Source organism: Bdellovibrio bacteriovorus (genome assembly GCF_048286975.1).
In the GTDB taxonomy this organism is placed as follows: Bacteria; Bdellovibrionota; Bdellovibrionia; order Bdellovibrionales; family Bdellovibrionaceae; genus Bdellovibrio; species Bdellovibrio bacteriovorus_H.
Window position 1 is genome coordinate 721401 of the sequence record NZ_JBLVRT010000001.1, and the last position, 14868, is coordinate 736268.

General features: G+C 50.5%; 19 protein-coding genes. 17 read left to right on the forward strand and 2 right to left on the reverse strand.

Going from position 1 to position 14868, the window contains the following annotated elements; translation table 11 throughout:
• Position 1 precedes the first annotated feature (1 nt).
• The 17 genes from ACNQKP_RS03525 (at position 2) to ACNQKP_RS03605 (ending at position 14112) form a co-directional block, all read left to right on the forward strand.
• Positions 2 to 739, forward strand: a complete 738-nt coding sequence (locus ACNQKP_RS03525) for an outer membrane protein assembly factor BamD (RefSeq protein ID WP_011162738.1) — start codon at positions 2 to 4, stop codon at positions 737 to 739.
• On the forward strand, positions 739 to 1461 hold the full coding sequence (locus ACNQKP_RS03530; protein WP_417862880.1) for a tetratricopeptide repeat protein: 723 nt from the start codon (positions 739 to 741) through the stop codon (positions 1459 to 1461). Before ACNQKP_RS03525 ends, ACNQKP_RS03530 begins: the two co-directional genes overlap by 1 nt.
• Positions 1462 to 1473: 12 nt before the next feature.
• On the forward strand, positions 1474 to 1992 hold the full coding sequence (gene hpt, locus ACNQKP_RS03535; protein ID WP_417862882.1) for a hypoxanthine phosphoribosyltransferase: 519 nt from the start codon (positions 1474 to 1476) through the stop codon (positions 1990 to 1992).
• Positions 1993 to 2289: 297 nt separating this feature from the next.
• Positions 2290 to 3777, forward strand: coding sequence for a HAMP domain-containing methyl-accepting chemotaxis protein (locus tag ACNQKP_RS03540; RefSeq protein ID WP_417862883.1), 1488 nt, complete (start codon positions 2290 to 2292; stop codon positions 3775 to 3777).
• 10 nt (positions 3778 to 3787) lie between these two features.
• Complete coding sequence (locus ACNQKP_RS03545) at positions 3788 to 4096, forward strand: hypothetical protein (RefSeq protein WP_417862885.1); 309 nt, start codon at positions 3788 to 3790, stop codon at positions 4094 to 4096.
• Positions 4097 to 4249: 153 nt separating this feature from the next.
• Positions 4250 to 4438, forward strand: a complete 189-nt coding sequence (locus ACNQKP_RS03550; protein ID WP_088566664.1) for a Flp1 family type IVb pilin — start codon at positions 4250 to 4252, stop codon at positions 4436 to 4438.
• Between the two features lie 49 nt (positions 4439 to 4487).
• A complete protein-coding gene (locus tag ACNQKP_RS03555; RefSeq protein WP_011162732.1) occupies positions 4488 to 4682 on the forward strand; it encodes a hypothetical protein in 195 nt (64 codons plus the stop codon).
• Positions 4679 to 4927, forward strand: a complete 249-nt coding sequence (locus ACNQKP_RS03560) for a hypothetical protein (RefSeq protein ID WP_015089310.1) — start codon at positions 4679 to 4681, stop codon at positions 4925 to 4927. The genes ACNQKP_RS03555 and ACNQKP_RS03560 overlap by 4 nt, the downstream gene beginning before the upstream one ends.
• A gap of 8 nt (positions 4928 to 4935) precedes the next feature.
• Complete coding sequence (locus tag ACNQKP_RS03565) at positions 4936 to 5577, forward strand: hypothetical protein (RefSeq protein WP_417862887.1); 642 nt, start codon at positions 4936 to 4938, stop codon at positions 5575 to 5577.
• Positions 5571 to 6077, forward strand: a complete 507-nt coding sequence (locus tag ACNQKP_RS03570) for a hypothetical protein (RefSeq protein WP_417862888.1) — start codon at positions 5571 to 5573, stop codon at positions 6075 to 6077. The genes ACNQKP_RS03565 and ACNQKP_RS03570 overlap by 7 nt, the downstream gene beginning before the upstream one ends.
• A 14-nt stretch (positions 6078 to 6091) precedes the next feature.
• Positions 6092 to 7003 carry a Flp pilus assembly protein CpaB gene (cpaB, locus tag ACNQKP_RS03575; protein ID WP_015089307.1) on the forward strand — a complete coding sequence of 304 codons (912 nt, stop codon included), beginning with the start codon at positions 6092 to 6094 and terminating at the stop codon, positions 7001 to 7003.
• A gap of 34 nt (positions 7004 to 7037) precedes the next feature.
• Positions 7038 to 8567 carry a BON domain-containing protein gene (locus ACNQKP_RS03580; protein ID WP_417862889.1) on the forward strand — a complete coding sequence of 510 codons (1530 nt, stop codon included), beginning with the start codon at positions 7038 to 7040 and terminating at the stop codon, positions 8565 to 8567.
• A 52-nt stretch (positions 8568 to 8619) separates the two neighbouring features.
• Positions 8620 to 10839: an ATPase, T2SS/T4P/T4SS family gene (locus ACNQKP_RS03585; protein WP_417862891.1), complete on the forward strand. Its 2220-nt coding sequence runs from the start codon at positions 8620 to 8622 to the stop codon at positions 10837 to 10839.
• A 3-nt stretch (positions 10840 to 10842) separates the two neighbouring features.
• Positions 10843 to 11718 carry a type II secretion system F family protein gene (locus tag ACNQKP_RS03590; RefSeq protein ID WP_011162725.1) on the forward strand — a complete coding sequence of 292 codons (876 nt, stop codon included), beginning with the start codon at positions 10843 to 10845 and terminating at the stop codon, positions 11716 to 11718.
• A gap of 30 nt (positions 11719 to 11748) precedes the next feature.
• Positions 11749 to 13401, forward strand: a complete 1653-nt coding sequence (locus tag ACNQKP_RS03595) for a DUF6531 domain-containing protein (RefSeq protein WP_417862893.1) — start codon at positions 11749 to 11751, stop codon at positions 13399 to 13401.
• Between the two features lie 15 nt (positions 13402 to 13416).
• Complete coding sequence (locus ACNQKP_RS03600; protein WP_417862895.1) at positions 13417 to 13722, forward strand: hit locus; 306 nt, start codon at positions 13417 to 13419, stop codon at positions 13720 to 13722.
• A gap of 189 nt (positions 13723 to 13911) precedes the next feature.
• Positions 13912 to 14112 carry a hypothetical protein gene (locus ACNQKP_RS03605; RefSeq protein ID WP_015089301.1) on the forward strand — a complete coding sequence of 67 codons (201 nt, stop codon included), beginning with the start codon at positions 13912 to 13914 and terminating at the stop codon, positions 14110 to 14112.
• 100 nt (positions 14113 to 14212) lie between these two features.
• On the opposite strand, the gene ACNQKP_RS03610 is transcribed toward ACNQKP_RS03605, so the two are convergent.
• On the reverse strand, positions 14213 to 14473 hold the full coding sequence (locus ACNQKP_RS03610) for a hypothetical protein (protein ID WP_417862897.1): 261 nt from the start codon (positions 14471 to 14473) through the stop codon (positions 14213 to 14215).
• Positions 14460 to 14852, reverse strand: a complete 393-nt coding sequence (locus ACNQKP_RS03615) for a response regulator (protein WP_417862898.1) — start codon at positions 14850 to 14852, stop codon at positions 14460 to 14462. The genes ACNQKP_RS03610 and ACNQKP_RS03615 overlap by 14 nt, the downstream gene beginning before the upstream one ends.
• Positions 14853 to 14868: the final 16 nt, after the last annotated feature.

A 14868-nucleotide genomic window follows, 5' to 3' on the forward strand; every position in this document is an offset into this window, starting at 1 on the left:
TATGTTGAAAACGCTCCGAGTCATAGTCATTCTCGCGGCCCTGGGAACTCTGGTTTCCTGTGCCTCCACTGAAAAGAACTCCAATACGCCGGAAGGGGCTTTCGCCATTGCGGAAGAGTACGACAAATCTGAGCGTTATGAAGAGGCCATTCGCAGATACACTGAAGTAAAAAACAAATTCCCGTACAGCAATTTCGCCACGAAATCCGAACTGGCCATCGCGGATGTTTACTACAAACAGGAATCCTACGCGGAAGCTCAAGTCTCTTACCAGATGTTCAAAGAGCTTCACCCTACCGTTCCGAATTCAGACTACGTTCAGTTCCGTATCGGTATGAGCTATTACAACCAGCTTCCCTCCACCATTGACCGTGATCTAACTCTGGCCAATGACACGATCTTGAATCTTTCTGATTTGATTAAGAAATATCCGAACTCTGAGTTCGTGAATGAAGCCAAAGAAAAGCGCACCGCTGCGATTCGCATGCTGGCAGAAAAAGAAGAATACATCGCGGATTTCTACTTCAAACGTAAAATCTTCGACAGCGCCCTTGGCCGCTATGAAGGTCTTTACAACAATTATCGCGGACTTGGTTTTGATGCCAAAGCCCTTTCCCGTGCTACCATCTCGGCACAAAAAATCGGCGACACCGCAAAAGCAAAGAAATACGAAGCCGTTTTGGCCCGTGACTTCCCTGGCAGCCGCGAACTGAAAGACGCTGAAAAGGAGCTTGAGTAATGAACGCTCTTCATGACGATATGCTCTCCGAAGCCCGTGGGTACTTCATCAACGGGAACTACAAGATGGCCGAACCGATTCTGAACCAGATGCTTCTGCAAAACACCCGCAACCCGGAAGTTTACCAGATGCTGGCGACGATCTTTTACGACAAAGGCCAGTTCAGCAAGGCGATCAAAACCTTCCGTCGTGCTTTGGAAATCGATCCAACGTACACCGACGCCAGTGTGGGTCTGTCCATCATCCTGAATGATCTGGGTAAATACGATGAGGGCAAACAGGTATTCCTGGATGCTCAATCCCAGCTGGAGAAAAAATCCGGCAGGCAGGACCCGTTTGTTGACGAAAAAATCGCCTCCAAACACGAGGAACTGGCAGACCTGTATTATCAGTACAAACGCTACAATGAAGCTTTGGAGCAACTGCTGAAAGCACAAAAGCTTTCCAGCAGAAAAGCGGAAATCACCATGCGCATTGCTGAAGTTCATGTGCAGCTGGGCCAGGCTGAGCGTGCGATCAAGGATCTGAAGTCCCTGATCCGCGAATACCCACACCTTATTCCAGCTCGACTGAAGCTTGGGGCGATTTACTACAACTCAAACAATATTGCTGAAGCGACAGAACAATGGGAGAATATCCTTATTCGGGATCCGCAACATCCCGAGGCTTTGCGCTATCTTAAAATGGCGCAGGCAGCTGGCATCACTTCCATCGACTTGTAAGAGGCACACAACATGGCACAACTTAAAGATCAAATGGTTTCCTTCCTGGCAAGCGACGAGATTAAAGAGCTTGTCGAAACTCTGGCTTCCCAAATCGAAGCTGATTACGAAGGAAAGGAAATTGTGTTCATCTGCCCTCTGCGCGGCTCGATCCATTTCACTGCGGATCTGATGCGCAAAGTGGACCTGCCTCAGCAAGTGGATTTCGTTCACGTGCAGGCGGTTGAGCGCGGTGGCGCGATCAAGATCGTCAAAGATATTTCTGTGAACATCGCAGGCAAACACGTGATCGTGGTTGAAGAAATCATCGACACGGGCAGAACTTTGAGTTTCCTAAGAAGCCGTCTGTTTGCATCTGCTCCGGCTTCATTGAAGATCGTGACCCTGCTGGATAAACCTGCACGCCGTGAATTGCCAATCAAAGCTGATTACATCGGGAAGACTATTGAAGACCGCTATGTAGTTGGATACGGGATGGATTCCGAAGAGCTCGGAAGAAATTATCCGGATATTTACGCGCTTAAAAACTAATCACGGGGACGTCGTTAAGAAACGACGACGTTCACGACGAATAGAATTACCACACAAAAAGCGTAGAGAAAAACTAGGTGCTTAGGCATGCTGAGAAGTCTCCTAAGCCCCAATCTAGAGAGTCTTAAGACCTTCGTCAACACAGGACCCCAACCTAGGTCCAATTTTCTAAACAAAACTCACTTATATCAGAATTAATACCGCCTCGTATTTTGGCTCTGGATCGCCCAAAATAGTCGGGCCAGACTCTGATTCACATTTAAGGACTCCGAAGAATCTGGCCGGAGGAACCCTTATATGAACCAACTTTCACTCAAAGGCCGCTTCTTGATGGTGACCGGACTGCTGATGGCGATCGCGCTGATCACCAATCTGCTTTCTTTGGATCGCCTGCGCTTTCAAAACAAGGTCACCGGTGAAATTGGCGAAGTCTGGCTTCCGGCCGTCAGCAAAGCTGCGGATCTGAATATCAATCTGGCCAACTATCGCAAGCTGGAATTCAATCTGCTGGCCACTCAAAGCACCGATGAGCGCAAGCAGGTTCTGGAGGAAATGGACAGTCTGCTCGGGAATATCACGATCTACTCCAAGGTTCTGGATCCTTTACTGACCACCGATGACCTTCGCAAAACCTATGAAGAATTCCTGGCTGGCTGGGAGGCTTATCAGGAAGAAAGCGAAAAGTTCAAGGCAGCCGTTGACCAGGAAAATGAAAAGCTCGCAGAAGAGATCCTGCAGGGTCCCTCCAACACCCAGTACACCAAAGCCTATGACTCCCTGAAGAAACTTACCGACGACAGCTACATGGCAGGCGTGAGCAACGCTGAAAATGTCGCCAAGAACTTCAAGCTGACCATCTATATTCTTGCCTCCGTTGTGGGTGTCAGCCTTTTGCTGGGGCTTTTCGTCAGCTTCTGGAACATCCGCAAAGTTCAAAGGTCCTTAAACATGGTTGCAGGCGGCCTGGATGAAAGCTCCTCCACCATTCGCAATCGTGCGACGGAACTGGTGTCCTCCAGTGATCAGATTTCATCCAGCTCCACTTCCACAGCAGCTTCTTTGGAAGAAATCGTCGCCTCCATGGAAGAGCTGACAGCCACGGTTCGTCAGAACTCTCTCAATTCCAATCAGGCAGCCAATATTTCTGTCGAAGGTCAGCGGACAGTGGATGAAGGACAGAAAAAACTGGAACGTCTGGTTCAGGTCATCAGTGAGATCTCTAACAACTCGAAAAAGATCGAAGAAATCCTGACCATGATTGACGACATCGCCTTTCAGACGAACCTGCTGGCGCTGAATGCCGCGGTTGAGGCCGCTCGCGCCGGGGAACAAGGAAAAGGCTTTGCCGTCGTCGCTGACGCGGTTCGCGCACTGGCGCAAAAAAGTGCCGGGGCGGCAAAAGAGATCAGTGTTCTTATTCACGAGGCTTCCGAAAAATCCAAGCAAGGCGTGAGCCTTGCCGCTGACAGCGACACGGCCTTGAAAGCGATTGTGCAAAACACCCGCACGGTGTCTGAGCTGATTCAAACCGTCGCCCAAGGCTCGCATGAACAATCCCAGGGCATTGAGCAGGTGAACAAAGCCCTGACACAGATTGATCAAAGCCTGCAAGGGGTGGCTTCATCCATGGGTGCCGTCACCGGCTCCACCGAAGACATGCAAACCCAATCTGAAGAATTACACAAAATGATGTGTGAACTTCACATTTTGGTCGGACATAAAGAAAATAAGAAACATGAAAATGAAACCAAACACGGGCCCGATGAATTCGAGTCCGCCATTTAAGGAGTTATCCATGAAGAAATCCACATTGATCGCCGCTTTGATTGCTTTTGGATCTGTAGCCGCCCAAGCCGGTGATTGCACGATCACAACCAGCCGTAAGGCCTGTGCTGGCAAGGAAACCGAGGCGTTGAAACCTTATAACGGTAAAAACCCGACTGATGAATCCAAAAATCTGGACAGCGAAGAAGCCTGCCTGAAATGGGGCGAGAAAAGCTCCAAAATCATCCGCAAGGGCACGCTGACTGAGAAATTCGTGACTGTCAAATTTGATGGCAAGGATCTTGGCAAGACTTTCGCCGACAAAGCTGAGTGTAAATAGAGAGAAATCGTCGATTCTTTAGACGCCAGGGAGGTCCAGGGACCTCCCTTTTCATTTTCTCACAATGAGACATGCGCGTTGTTCAGTTTCTGTAATCCGTCCTCTAAAGAGAATCCCAAAATTATCCGATATTGTCTCTAAGGAGGAACATCCATGAAGAAGTTTAAGAACTTTTCCAAGAAGCTATTGAAGAATGAACGCGGCCAAGGTGCGACAGAGTACATCCTGTTGCTGGTGGTTGTAGTCGCTTTGGTGGTTATCTTCAAAGATAAAATCAAAAGCGCAATGGAAGAAAAAGTGGGTTCATTGGCAAGTGATATCACAGGCTTCAGCGGTAACTAGTTTCTCCTGACGATTTCCGCTATCAAGCTGGGAATAAAAGGGGGACCCAATGACCGTAGAGTATGTGCTTTTACTATTTGCGACCTTCTTCTTTATCCTGAAGGCGTTCATGACTGCTCCGGCCGAGGCCTTTAAAACATCAGGCCCGCGGCTGGGTGCACGCATTGAACAGCAGCTCACGACAGGAGCAGGTTTCAAACCCATTGATGGAAATCACATTGGCTGGGACGGAGAAACAAGATGAAAAGGCATGTTAACAACAACAAAGGCCAATTCCTTGTCGAGTCCGTCCTGCTGATGACTTTCATGGTGGGAGCTCTGATCTGGGCAACCGGTCAGCTGCGCGAGAACAAGTATCTTGCAAAACTGATCTCCAGCCCATGGCAGAAAGTTTCCGGAATGATTGAGTCCGGCGTCTGGGACACCCCGGAAAATGCCCGTGCCAAGCATCCCAACCAGGTTCGCAGGTCACTGACCGCGGAACCTTAAAGGAGAGAATGAGCAGAACGAAGAGCTTCTCCACAACAATACAAAATGAACGCGGGATGATTTCCGCAGAGTTCATTTTTGCCATCGTCATTGCGGCGGGGCTTTGTATTGTCTTCTTCGCTCTGAATTTCACTCTGTCCATGGCCGAAATCGCCCAGTATATCGCGTTCTCTGCTTCCCGCGCTCACGCAGCCGGGCATATCGATCAGGACAAGCAGGAACAGATGGCCAAAGACAAATACCTTTCCCTGATCAACAACAAAGAGCTTAAACCTCTGTTCAACAAGCCTGATGGCGGCTGGTTCGTCCTGTCTCCGCAGATTGATGTTCGTGGTGGTGGTGAATCCGGTCGCACCTTTGACAACGACTATCGCTACACCGAAGAGCGCGTCCCGCAAGTGGGCGTGCGTTTTGATTTTACAGCCAAGCTGCTCAGTCTGAAAGTCGCCTTCCTGGGGCCGACGAACGAGGACGATGCAGGTTTCAACGCCAAGGTTACAGCCTTCCTGATTCGCGAACCGACCCAGAAAGAATGCTACGAGCTTCAGATCAAACGCCGCTATGAGGCGGTATTGAATCTGGATCAACGCTTTAAAGAAATGGCCCGCGACACCGCAGGCTATATTCCCTCGGAGGACAACGGATGCTGAAAAAGCAAAATCGCAAATCCTCCATAAATAACGAAAAAGGGATGGCTGTGCTAGAGCTCGTCCCTATTATCATTGTGATCGTGCTGCTGGTGAACTTCTCTTTGGGGTTCTTCGGCGCCATTCACACCGGGATTCTGAACTCGATCGCATCCCGCAACTATGCTTTTGAAACTTTCCGCAACCGCGCCAATCTGACGTACTTCCGTTCCACTCCGAATTCGGATGTGGCTCTGACTTACGACAAGGTCGGCATGCGGGTGCACGGAACCCTGTCTGAAAACACCAAAGAAGGTGCGAACGACTGGGTGGCCAGCTCCCGCCGCATTGACTTCATGGCTTTGCAGCGTGAGGCCGCAGAAATTGCGGGAACGAAACCGGAACACGAAAAGACCCGTTCTCTTCCAGGCGGAAGAAACGAAAGTCTTTCCGTGAATCCGATCTGGATTAAAACGACGTATGGAATTTGCCTTAACTCCGAGTGCGCAGGCACCGGAAGCTAAGAGAGTGGGACATTATGGGATCAAACGAAACTAGAAATTTATGGCTTTCGATTGCTGCAGGTGTCTTTGCGACGTTCCTGCTTTACAGCTATTCCCAGGAAAAGAAAGCCGAGTACGACAAGCGTTTCGGTTCCACCAAGCGTGTGGTTGTTGCCAAAGAGGACATCGCTGAAATGCAGACCATCTACGACACGATGGTTGAAACCAAAGAGCTGCCGGCGGATTTCATTCAGCCTGACGCCATCACGATTCCTGACGAGATTATCGGCAACGTGGCCGCCGTGCCTATCAGAAAAGGCCAGATGGTCGTGAAGAACAATCTTCTGACTCCGGGCCCGGACACAGGGATTTCCCTGCAGGTCGCGCCCAGCAAACGTGCTGTGACTATCCCAGTGGATGAAGTGCGCGGGGTTGCTAAACTGATCCGCCCTGGCGACCGCATTGATATTTATGCCGCGGTGGATTCCGGTAAAGGTGTGAACCAGCGCCGTGAAGTCTTCACCATGATGAACGACGTGGTCGTTCTGGCAACGGGTGTGAGTGTTGTGAACAACATTCCACGCATGTTTGAACTGGATTCAACCGGAAAGAACCTGACACAGATCGCCCTGACTGGTGACACCAAGTACACCACGATCACGGTCGAAGCGACTCCGAAAGAGGCGCAGGATCTGTTCTATATTCTTTCCACGGCTCCGGGGAACTTGTTCATGGCTTTGAGAAATCCAAGCGACAGAACAATTCCACCGCGCATGCCAAGTTCGACGTCTGACAGTGTATTGGGAAAACCGATGGTTTCTATGGACGCTCCGGCAGCACCGGCAATCGCGATGCCGCCACGACCTTACGTACCACCGGTTCAACAACAGAGGGCAGCACCTCCGCCAGCACAAAGACCACGCGCCAACGGGTTTCAAACTTTGTAATTGGGTCTGATTTAGGGGAATTTAAGGGGGATATATGAGACGTAAAATTCTGATCACTGGGCTGCTCAGCCTGTTTATGATCAGTGGAAGTGTGGCCTGGACCCAGGAAGAACTGGAAGCCTCGCCGACATCATCCACAGAAGGTGAAGAGGGCGTATACCGCTCTCGCAAATTCATCAATCTCACCCTCGGCATTGAGCAGGACGAGAAGCTTCCCCCGCTTCCGGACAGCATTGAATTCAAAGGTGACTTCCGTCGCATCGTGACTGCGGCTTACGCCAAGGATCTGAACGTCATGCGTTTCACTCCGAAGGGTGAGGGTTTTGCGACCCTGACGATTCACGACAAGCGCAACGGCAAGATCGTCGCGGAATTCCGCATTGACGTAAAGAAAAGCAAGCTCGACAAAGTCGTGCGGGAAATGCGCGCCCTTCTGGGTGACATTGAGGGTATTAACATCAAGATCGTGAACAACCGCGTGGTTGTGGATGGTCAGATCCTTTTGCCAAAAGACCTGGCGCGTATCTATAACGTGGTTCAGCAGTTCGGTGAACAGGCGTCCTCGCTTGTGACCTTAAGCCCGCTGGCACAGAAGAAAATCGCAGAGTTCATCGCCCGTGACATCAACAATCCAGAAATCGAAGTCCGTGCGGTGAATGAAAAAATCATCCTGCAGGGCTGGGCCAATTCAGATGAAGAAGCCAAACGTGCCGAAATCATCGCCAAAACCTATCTGCCCGACATCGTGATCGAGGCGGCCGAGGAAAAAGGTGTGATCAAGAAACGCCGCCCGGCGAATGATGGTGTGATCAACCTGATTCAGATCAAAGAAGCTCCGGCGAAACCACCAAGCAAAATGATCCAGCTGGTGGTGCACTATGTGGAACTGAACAAGGACTATTCCAAGGCCTTCAAGTTCCAGTTCACTCCGGAACTGGGTGACAACTCGCAGATGACCTTCCAGACCGGTGGTGATTCTCCGGGTGGCGTGATCAGCTCGATCACCGGAACTGTTTCCAATCTTTTGCCTAAACTAAACTGGGCAAAACAACACGGTCATGCGCGCGTGCTTGAAAGCACCAGTCTGATTGTGGAAGACGGTAAAAAAGGTGAAATCAAACAGGTGACCAATCAGCCTTATCCAGTCATCGGTAAAGACGGCACCCAGGGGACCGCCTTTGCCGAAGTGGGTATAGTGACGGCGATCACTCCGGTATTGCTGGGTGAAAAATCCGGCAGCGTGCACATGGAAATGGCCTTTAAGGTGTCCAGCCTTCTGGGTAACACTCCAAGTGGTGCGCCAATCACCAGTGCGAATGAAATGACCTCTACCGTGACGGTGCGAGATCGTCAGAGCGCGGCGGTGGGTGGTTTGATCCGCAACTCGACCTCGACCGGGTACAATCGTCCGGCAGGTCAGAAGAACCCGATCATCAGCCTTTATGCATCCAAAGACTTCATCAAGCAACAAAGCCAGTTCGTGGTCTTTGTCACACCGATAGTTAAGACTTCTGCCAGCTCCGGGGCTGAGCAAATTAAGAAGAAGTTCCGTTTACGCGACTAGGGTCTCGTAAACGGACCTCCTGTTTCAGCCGATAGGAAAGCTGGAGGTCTGTTTGGCTATCAATCCTAATTGTAATCTCATCGCAGTGGTTGGCGGTAAAGGCGGCGTTGGAAAATCCGTCTTCGCAGCCAATTTCGCCTGCACCATCATGAACGAACTCCGCAGCCAGGTTCTTCTGATCGATGCTGATGCTCGCAGCGTCGGCGATCAGAACGTGATCATGGGTCTGAAACCCCAAAAAACACTGAAGGAACTTGCAAGCTTCCAGGGCTCTTTGAACTCTCAGCCGATGAACACACTCGTCACAATGCACCAGTCAGGTTTGGCTTATCTGGGTGCGGTTCGCGGACCGGAAGAAAGCCTGAACATCAATCCGGATCTTTTGGGAAAACTGGTGGAGTTCTTCTCCCGCGCTTATAAATTCATCATCGTCGACGTGGGTACGGAACTGGGCCCGGCGCAAATGGCCGTGCTTCAGGAAGCCACTGCGATCATGATCGTGACGACTCCGGAAGTTCTGGTGGTTACTCAGACGCAGCGTCTGGTGAATGAACTTCTTTCTGCCACTTTACCCAAAGACATGTTCCAGCTGGTGATCAACAAGGCTTCTCCGACGGGTCTTTCCCCGCAGACGATCTCCAATCAGCTGCAGCTGCCTTTCCTGGGAATCATTCCTCAGGATGAAGCCACTTCCATGATGTCCCTGCAAAAATACACGCCGTTTGTGATCTCCGCTCCGAAAGCTCCGGTCACGGCCGCGTACTATGATGTTGCCCGTAAACTGACCGGCGGCATTTTACAACGACTGAAAACCCTGTCCCGTCCGAAACCAGCCCCGGCGGCAGCAGCGGCCACTGGCGACAGCGCCAGCACGGGTTCCACGCAAGGGATGGATGCACGCACCCTGCTGAAAATCCGCATCCATAACGAACTGATCCGCACCGTGGATCTTAAAAAGTTATTGGTCGACGGCAAGCAGGATGAAAATAAAGAAAAAGAAGTTCGCGAAAAGACCAAACGTGAAATCACCTTGATCGTGGATCGCGAAGCTCCGGATTCGGCCCGTGAAGAACGCTCCAAACTTATCAAAGAGGTTTTGGAAGAAGCCCTGGGTCTGGGCCCGTTGGAAGATCTGCTGGCGGATCCTGATGTCACCGAGATCATGGTCAACGGTAATAAACGTGTCTTCGTCGAGAAAAGCGGTAAGGTTCAGCTAAGTCCTGTGACCTTCACCTCCAACGATCACCTGCGCCGAATTATCGAGCGTATCGTGACGCCACTGGGTCGTCAGATCAACGACTCCACTCCGTATGTGGATGCGCGTTTGAAAGACGGTTCACGTGTGAACGCCGTGATTGAGCCTTTGGCCATTGACGGACCGGCACTGACCATTCGTAAATTTAAAAAAGGTGGTATCACCGCTGAAAAGTATATCGGTTACGGAAGTATCACCAAGAACATGATCGACTTCCTGCGCATCTGCGTGGAAAACGGTCTGAACGTGGTGATCTCCGGCGGTACCGGTTCAGGTAAAACATCCCTGCTGAACATGCTGTCTTCCTTCATCCCGTCCAACGAACGTGTCATCACGGTCGAGGATGCGGCCGAGCTGCAACTGCAACAGGAGCACGTGGTGCGCCTGGAGACACGTCCGGCTTCAATGGAAGGCTCTAACGCCATTCACATCCGCGATCTGATCAAGAATGCCCTGCGTATGCGTCCTGACCGTATCATCGTCGGTGAGTGCCGTGACGGCGCCGCTTTGGACATGTTGCAGGCCATGAACACGGGTCACGATGGTTCCATGACCACGACTCACGCCAACTCTCCGCGTGAATGTGTGGCCCGTCTGGAAACACTTTGTATGATGTCCGGTATGGATCTGCCAATGCGTGCGATCCGTGAACAGATCGCTGGCGCGGTGAATCTGATTGTGCAGATCTCCCGTCTGTCTGATGGTAGCCGTAAAATCCTGAGCATCACCGAAGTGGCGGGCATGCAAGGGGACGTGGTGACTTTGGCTGAAATCTTCAGATTCAAAGAAACCGGTTACGACAAAAACAGAAAAATTCAAGGAACCTTCCAGGCAACCGGTACCATCCCAAGCTTTATCCAAAAATTGAGCGACAAGGGTGTTGTGATCCCGCGTGAGATCTTTGCCAATGACCCGAATGCAGGCACACCGGCGGCGGCCGCTCCTGCGAAACCACCAATCCCAGCTGCGATGGCGCCGAAAATGCCAGGCGTGGCTCCAGTGAAAAAATCGGGGTAAGCCATGAGTTTCCTGTTTAACGAATGGGTTATGATCCCTCTGTTTGGCATCTGTGTTTTCGTCATCGTCATCCTATGGGCTGACAAGGCGATTGCATGGTTGCACAAGCGCAGCCTTGGCCAGCGCGACGAGGTGATCAAGATTCTTCGTGTGATGGGAATGGACGTTGACGAAAAGAAAGTCACGCTGATCATCCTGCTGATGAGCTTCGGTCTGGGAGCCCTGGTGTTCCTGATCTTCTGGCCAAGTGTTTTGATGGGTGCATTCTTTGGTGCTTCCATCACCGTGGCCGGCTGGCAGTTGCCTTTGCTTTTGGTGCGCATGATCTATGAACAGCGCTGCACCAAGTTTGTGGATCAGATGGTGGATGGTCTGACCATCATGGCCAACGGTATCAAGGCCGGATCCAATCCTCAGGAATCCATGAAGCGTGTTGTGGAGATCATGGGAAACCCCATGAGTCAGGAATTTGCGCAAGTTTTGTATCAGATGCAAGTCGGTGACAGTTTTGAAAGCGCACTGAATGACCTGGGGAATCGCATCCCGCGACCGGATGTGCAGATGTTTGTGACCTCTATCAACATCCTGAAAGAGACCGGTGGTAATCTGGCAGAGACTTTCCAGACCATCGTACTGGTCGTGCGCGAAAGACAAAAAGTAGAGAAAAAAATTCAGGCTTTGACCGCTCAGGGGATGATGCAAGGGATAATCGTCACTCTGATTCCGTTTATCTTGATGGCCGTGTTCCTTGTGATCGATCCGGCTTTCATCAAACCAATGTTTAACACAACCCTAGGTCTAGTGTTACTGGCAGCGATGCTGGGTCTGCAAATAATCGGTGGCGTGCTTATTAAAAAGCTTGTTACCATTAAAGTGTAGTTTGTCAGTTTCAAGGAAGAGGTATCGATAATGAAGAAAGCACTCTTGGCGTTCGCCTTTCTTTTTTCTGCCCAGGCGTTCGCGCTTGTGGATATGAAAAATGCCAACTACTCCAACACCTGGATTGATATGGATGTTCCAGGCAGCGGGTATGATCTTAAAATCGTGCGCACTTACAACAGCCGTTCACTTTTCAACGGTATGTTCGGCTTTGGCTGGTGCTCTGATTTTGAAACCGGGATGGAAGTCACGGCCGAAGGCAATATCAAGGTGAAAGAATGCGGTGGCGGTCTTGAAGTGACCTTCTCCCCCCGTGAAATCACGCGCAAGGATGTCGACAGCTCTATCGCGCAAATCGTGAACAAGATGAAAGCGGAAAAGAAAGTCGGCCTGACTGAGGCGGCAATCAACACGCTGAAAACACAGTTGCTTGAAGACGACAGCCTGCGCGCGGAATATGCCCGCCAATACGGAATCACGGTTCCGGTTAAAGAAGGCACCAAGTTCTACGCCAACGGCCGCGAAGTTGAGCACTTCACGTTCAACAAAACGTATTACACAAGAAATCTTCCAGATGGCAGCTCCCAGCGCTTCAGCCCGCAGGGCAAACTGACTCATATCTATGACAAGAACAACAACTTCCTGAAATTCGACTATGACAAGGACGTGATCTCCACGCTCCAGGACAACAACGGTCGTCGTCTGACTTTCAAGTACTTCCAGAACAAAAAAGTAAAAACCATCACTGGCCCCAACGGTCTGATGGCGGAATACAAGTTCGCAAATCTGGATGACCTGGCTTCCGTAAAGAATGCCTGGTTGAAAACGTACACTTACGAATACGACGAGCTTCACAATCTGACCAAGGCGACTTGGCCGGATAAAACGTTTGTCGCTTTGAAGTACGACAAACAAAAAGACTGGGTTCTGGCGTTTGCAGATCGTGATAAATGTATCGAGACCTACAAATACGAAGATTCCCCGACTGATCCAAAGAATCACTACTGGTCCACAGTGAAAAAGACCTGCGGCAAGGAAGTGATGGCGGATAATAAATACGAATTCTGGCATCAACAGCGCGCTGACGGTCAATATTACCTGCAGCGTGTGATGACGACTGTCAACGGCAACGTCACAGACATCACTTACCATGAGGTCTTTGGCAAACCCGTTTCCATCCGTCGTAATGCCGACCGTATTTCTTACGAATACTATCCAGATGGCCTGGTGAAGGTGAAAGCCGCACCAAATATGAAGATGGCATTTGAGTATGACCCGAAGGTTAAAAAGGTCAGCTCTGTAAACAGCACTTATTTCAACGAAAAAGGTGCCAAGGTAGCCACCAAGGCCGCTCAGTTCAAATACGATGGCAAAGGGAACCTTTCCTATGCCCAGAACAGCGACGGCCAGAAGATCAATATGACATATGATAGCCGCGGCCGTATTGCGACCATTACAGATCAGGCCAAGAAAGTGGTTAAAATCGAGTACGAGGAACGCTATGGTAAACCATCCGTAGTTACCCGTCCCGGTTTGGGCACAATTGTGGTATCCTATAAGCCAAATGGTGAAATCAACAAGGTGGACAGCAAAGAGGGGCCATCTGTAGCCATGCAGGTAGCCAGCACATTTAATAACCTCTTGGATATCATTGCTCCCGCAACTGCGGAACTTTACCTGTAAGGAGAAGGTGATTATATGAAAAGACTCTTGGTTCTTTCCATCTTGCTGACCCTGGGCTTCTCCTTCGCGGGAACAGCCTCTGCTGACGAAAACGCCAACCGCCCGGTAAATCCAGGCGAAGACCCTAATGAGGCGTTCAGATCGTCTCCATTTGAAGCCACGACGTCCGCTTTGGGTGACTGCCGTGAGTGTATTGCCTACCGTACAGGCGCTACCACTGGCAAAGGCTCCCGTCGCCATGACGACACCGTTTCCCGTGAAGTCAAGGGCTCCAGCGCGACCCCTGGTGGATCTGAGAAAGCCGGCACCGGAAGACAGTAATCCTGTCTGTCTAGAAACCTGACACTCGCCTTACACAAAAGGGCTTTGGACATCCAAAGCCCTTTCTTTTTGCCCTGAAACCCTCCGATTCGTCTCATCCTGAGACAAAAACTCTGGCACACGCGATGCAATAGACCTCTATGAGTTCTTAATGATGTTTTTAAGTGTGTATAGATAAAGGAGAGTTTTATGAAGAAAATCGTACAAGCCACTATTGCTATGTCTTTGATCGCCTCTGTGGCAATGGCGAACACCGGTGTTTCTTGCAAAAACAACAGTGCAAGCGGTCGTCATTCCACGACGGCGTTCAAGCAGGAGTTTAAAGCGAAGGTTGCTAAAGACACTTCGACGAAGACTTCCAAAGAGAAAACAAGCAAAGGCTGGAACTAATCCACGCCCCGGCTTGAATTGAATATGCCCCCTAGGGAGAGTGACTATCCCCCCCTTACAGTCGCTCTCCCTTCCCCTTTTTTAAAAAGGGCAGGGTGTCCTAGCGAATCGCCTTTTCGTGAGCGCCTTCCTGGAATCCATCTACTGTGCTGGCCACGCCATCACCCAATGAACGCCCCAAATTTCTGATCGCCATGGCACCACCGGCTGCCGCACTCTGAATGTACTGAGACACCGTGGATTTCTGCAACCAGCGGAAAGAATGAGATTCAATCGAGTCGCCAGCTACTTTCACCTGCATCAAAACAATCAGCAAGGCTGTTGCGGCAAAGCACTTCAATACAAATTTAAGTTCTTCCATGAGTCGATTCTCCCAGATGCGGTAATACTTTTGTGATTTCTTTTAAAAGCTGTTCTTTGCTGAATGGTTTTGGCAGATAGGCATCAAAGCCCGCCTCGAAGGCCTTCTGCACCAAAGCTTCCTGATCGATGGTGGAACAACCGATGATCTTGATTTCGGGATGAAGCTCTTTCAGAATCTTTGCGGTTTCAATGCCGTTACGAAGAGGCATAACCATATCCAAAAACACCAGGTCGGGCAGAGTCGCTGATACCAACGCTACCGCCTCGTCCCCATTGGCAGCCTCGCCGACGCAAAGGCCCCCTTCAGAGGTCACAATATTTTTGATAAGTTCACGCAAGAAGGCGGCATCATCAATAACAGCAAAACGAATCTTCATACCGCCAGTATAGAAT

Excerpts from the sequence above, each read along its gene's own strand:
- ACNQKP_RS03525 (WP_011162738.1), top strand. The coding sequence starts at position 2 with ATGTTGAAAACGCTCCGAGTCATAGTCATTCTCGCGGCCCTGGGAACT.
- ACNQKP_RS03530 (WP_417862880.1), top strand. The coding sequence starts at position 739 with ATGAACGCTCTTCATGACGATATGCTCTCCGAAGCCCGTGGGTACTTC.
- hpt (WP_417862882.1), top strand. The coding sequence starts at position 1,474 with ATGGCACAACTTAAAGATCAAATGGTTTCCTTCCTGGCAAGCGACGAG.
- ACNQKP_RS03540 (WP_417862883.1), top strand. The coding sequence starts at position 2,290 with ATGAACCAACTTTCACTCAAAGGCCGCTTCTTGATGGTGACCGGACTG.
- ACNQKP_RS03545 (WP_417862885.1), top strand. The coding sequence starts at position 3,788 with ATGAAGAAATCCACATTGATCGCCGCTTTGATTGCTTTTGGATCTGTA.
- ACNQKP_RS03550 (WP_088566664.1), top strand. The coding sequence starts at position 4,250 with ATGAAGAAGTTTAAGAACTTTTCCAAGAAGCTATTGAAGAATGAACGC.
- ACNQKP_RS03555 (WP_011162732.1), top strand. The coding sequence starts at position 4,488 with ATGACCGTAGAGTATGTGCTTTTACTATTTGCGACCTTCTTCTTTATC.
- ACNQKP_RS03560 (WP_015089310.1), top strand. The coding sequence starts at position 4,679 with ATGAAAAGGCATGTTAACAACAACAAAGGCCAATTCCTTGTCGAGTCC.
- ACNQKP_RS03565 (WP_417862887.1), top strand. The coding sequence starts at position 4,936 with ATGAGCAGAACGAAGAGCTTCTCCACAACAATACAAAATGAACGCGGG.
- ACNQKP_RS03570 (WP_417862888.1), top strand. The coding sequence starts at position 5,571 with ATGCTGAAAAAGCAAAATCGCAAATCCTCCATAAATAACGAAAAAGGG.
- cpaB (WP_015089307.1), top strand. The coding sequence starts at position 6,092 with ATGGGATCAAACGAAACTAGAAATTTATGGCTTTCGATTGCTGCAGGT.
- ACNQKP_RS03580 (WP_417862889.1), top strand. The coding sequence starts at position 7,038 with ATGAGACGTAAAATTCTGATCACTGGGCTGCTCAGCCTGTTTATGATC.
- ACNQKP_RS03590 (WP_011162725.1), top strand. The coding sequence starts at position 10,843 with ATGAGTTTCCTGTTTAACGAATGGGTTATGATCCCTCTGTTTGGCATC.
- ACNQKP_RS03595 (WP_417862893.1), top strand. The coding sequence starts at position 11,749 with ATGAAGAAAGCACTCTTGGCGTTCGCCTTTCTTTTTTCTGCCCAGGCG.
- ACNQKP_RS03600 (WP_417862895.1), top strand. The coding sequence starts at position 13,417 with ATGAAAAGACTCTTGGTTCTTTCCATCTTGCTGACCCTGGGCTTCTCC.
- ACNQKP_RS03605 (WP_015089301.1), top strand. The coding sequence starts at position 13,912 with ATGAAGAAAATCGTACAAGCCACTATTGCTATGTCTTTGATCGCCTCT.
- ACNQKP_RS03610 (WP_417862897.1), bottom strand. The coding sequence starts at position 14,473 with ATGGAAGAACTTAAATTTGTATTGAAGTGCTTTGCCGCAACAGCCTTG.
- ACNQKP_RS03615 (WP_417862898.1), bottom strand. The coding sequence starts at position 14,852 with ATGAAGATTCGTTTTGCTGTTATTGATGATGCCGCCTTCTTGCGTGAA.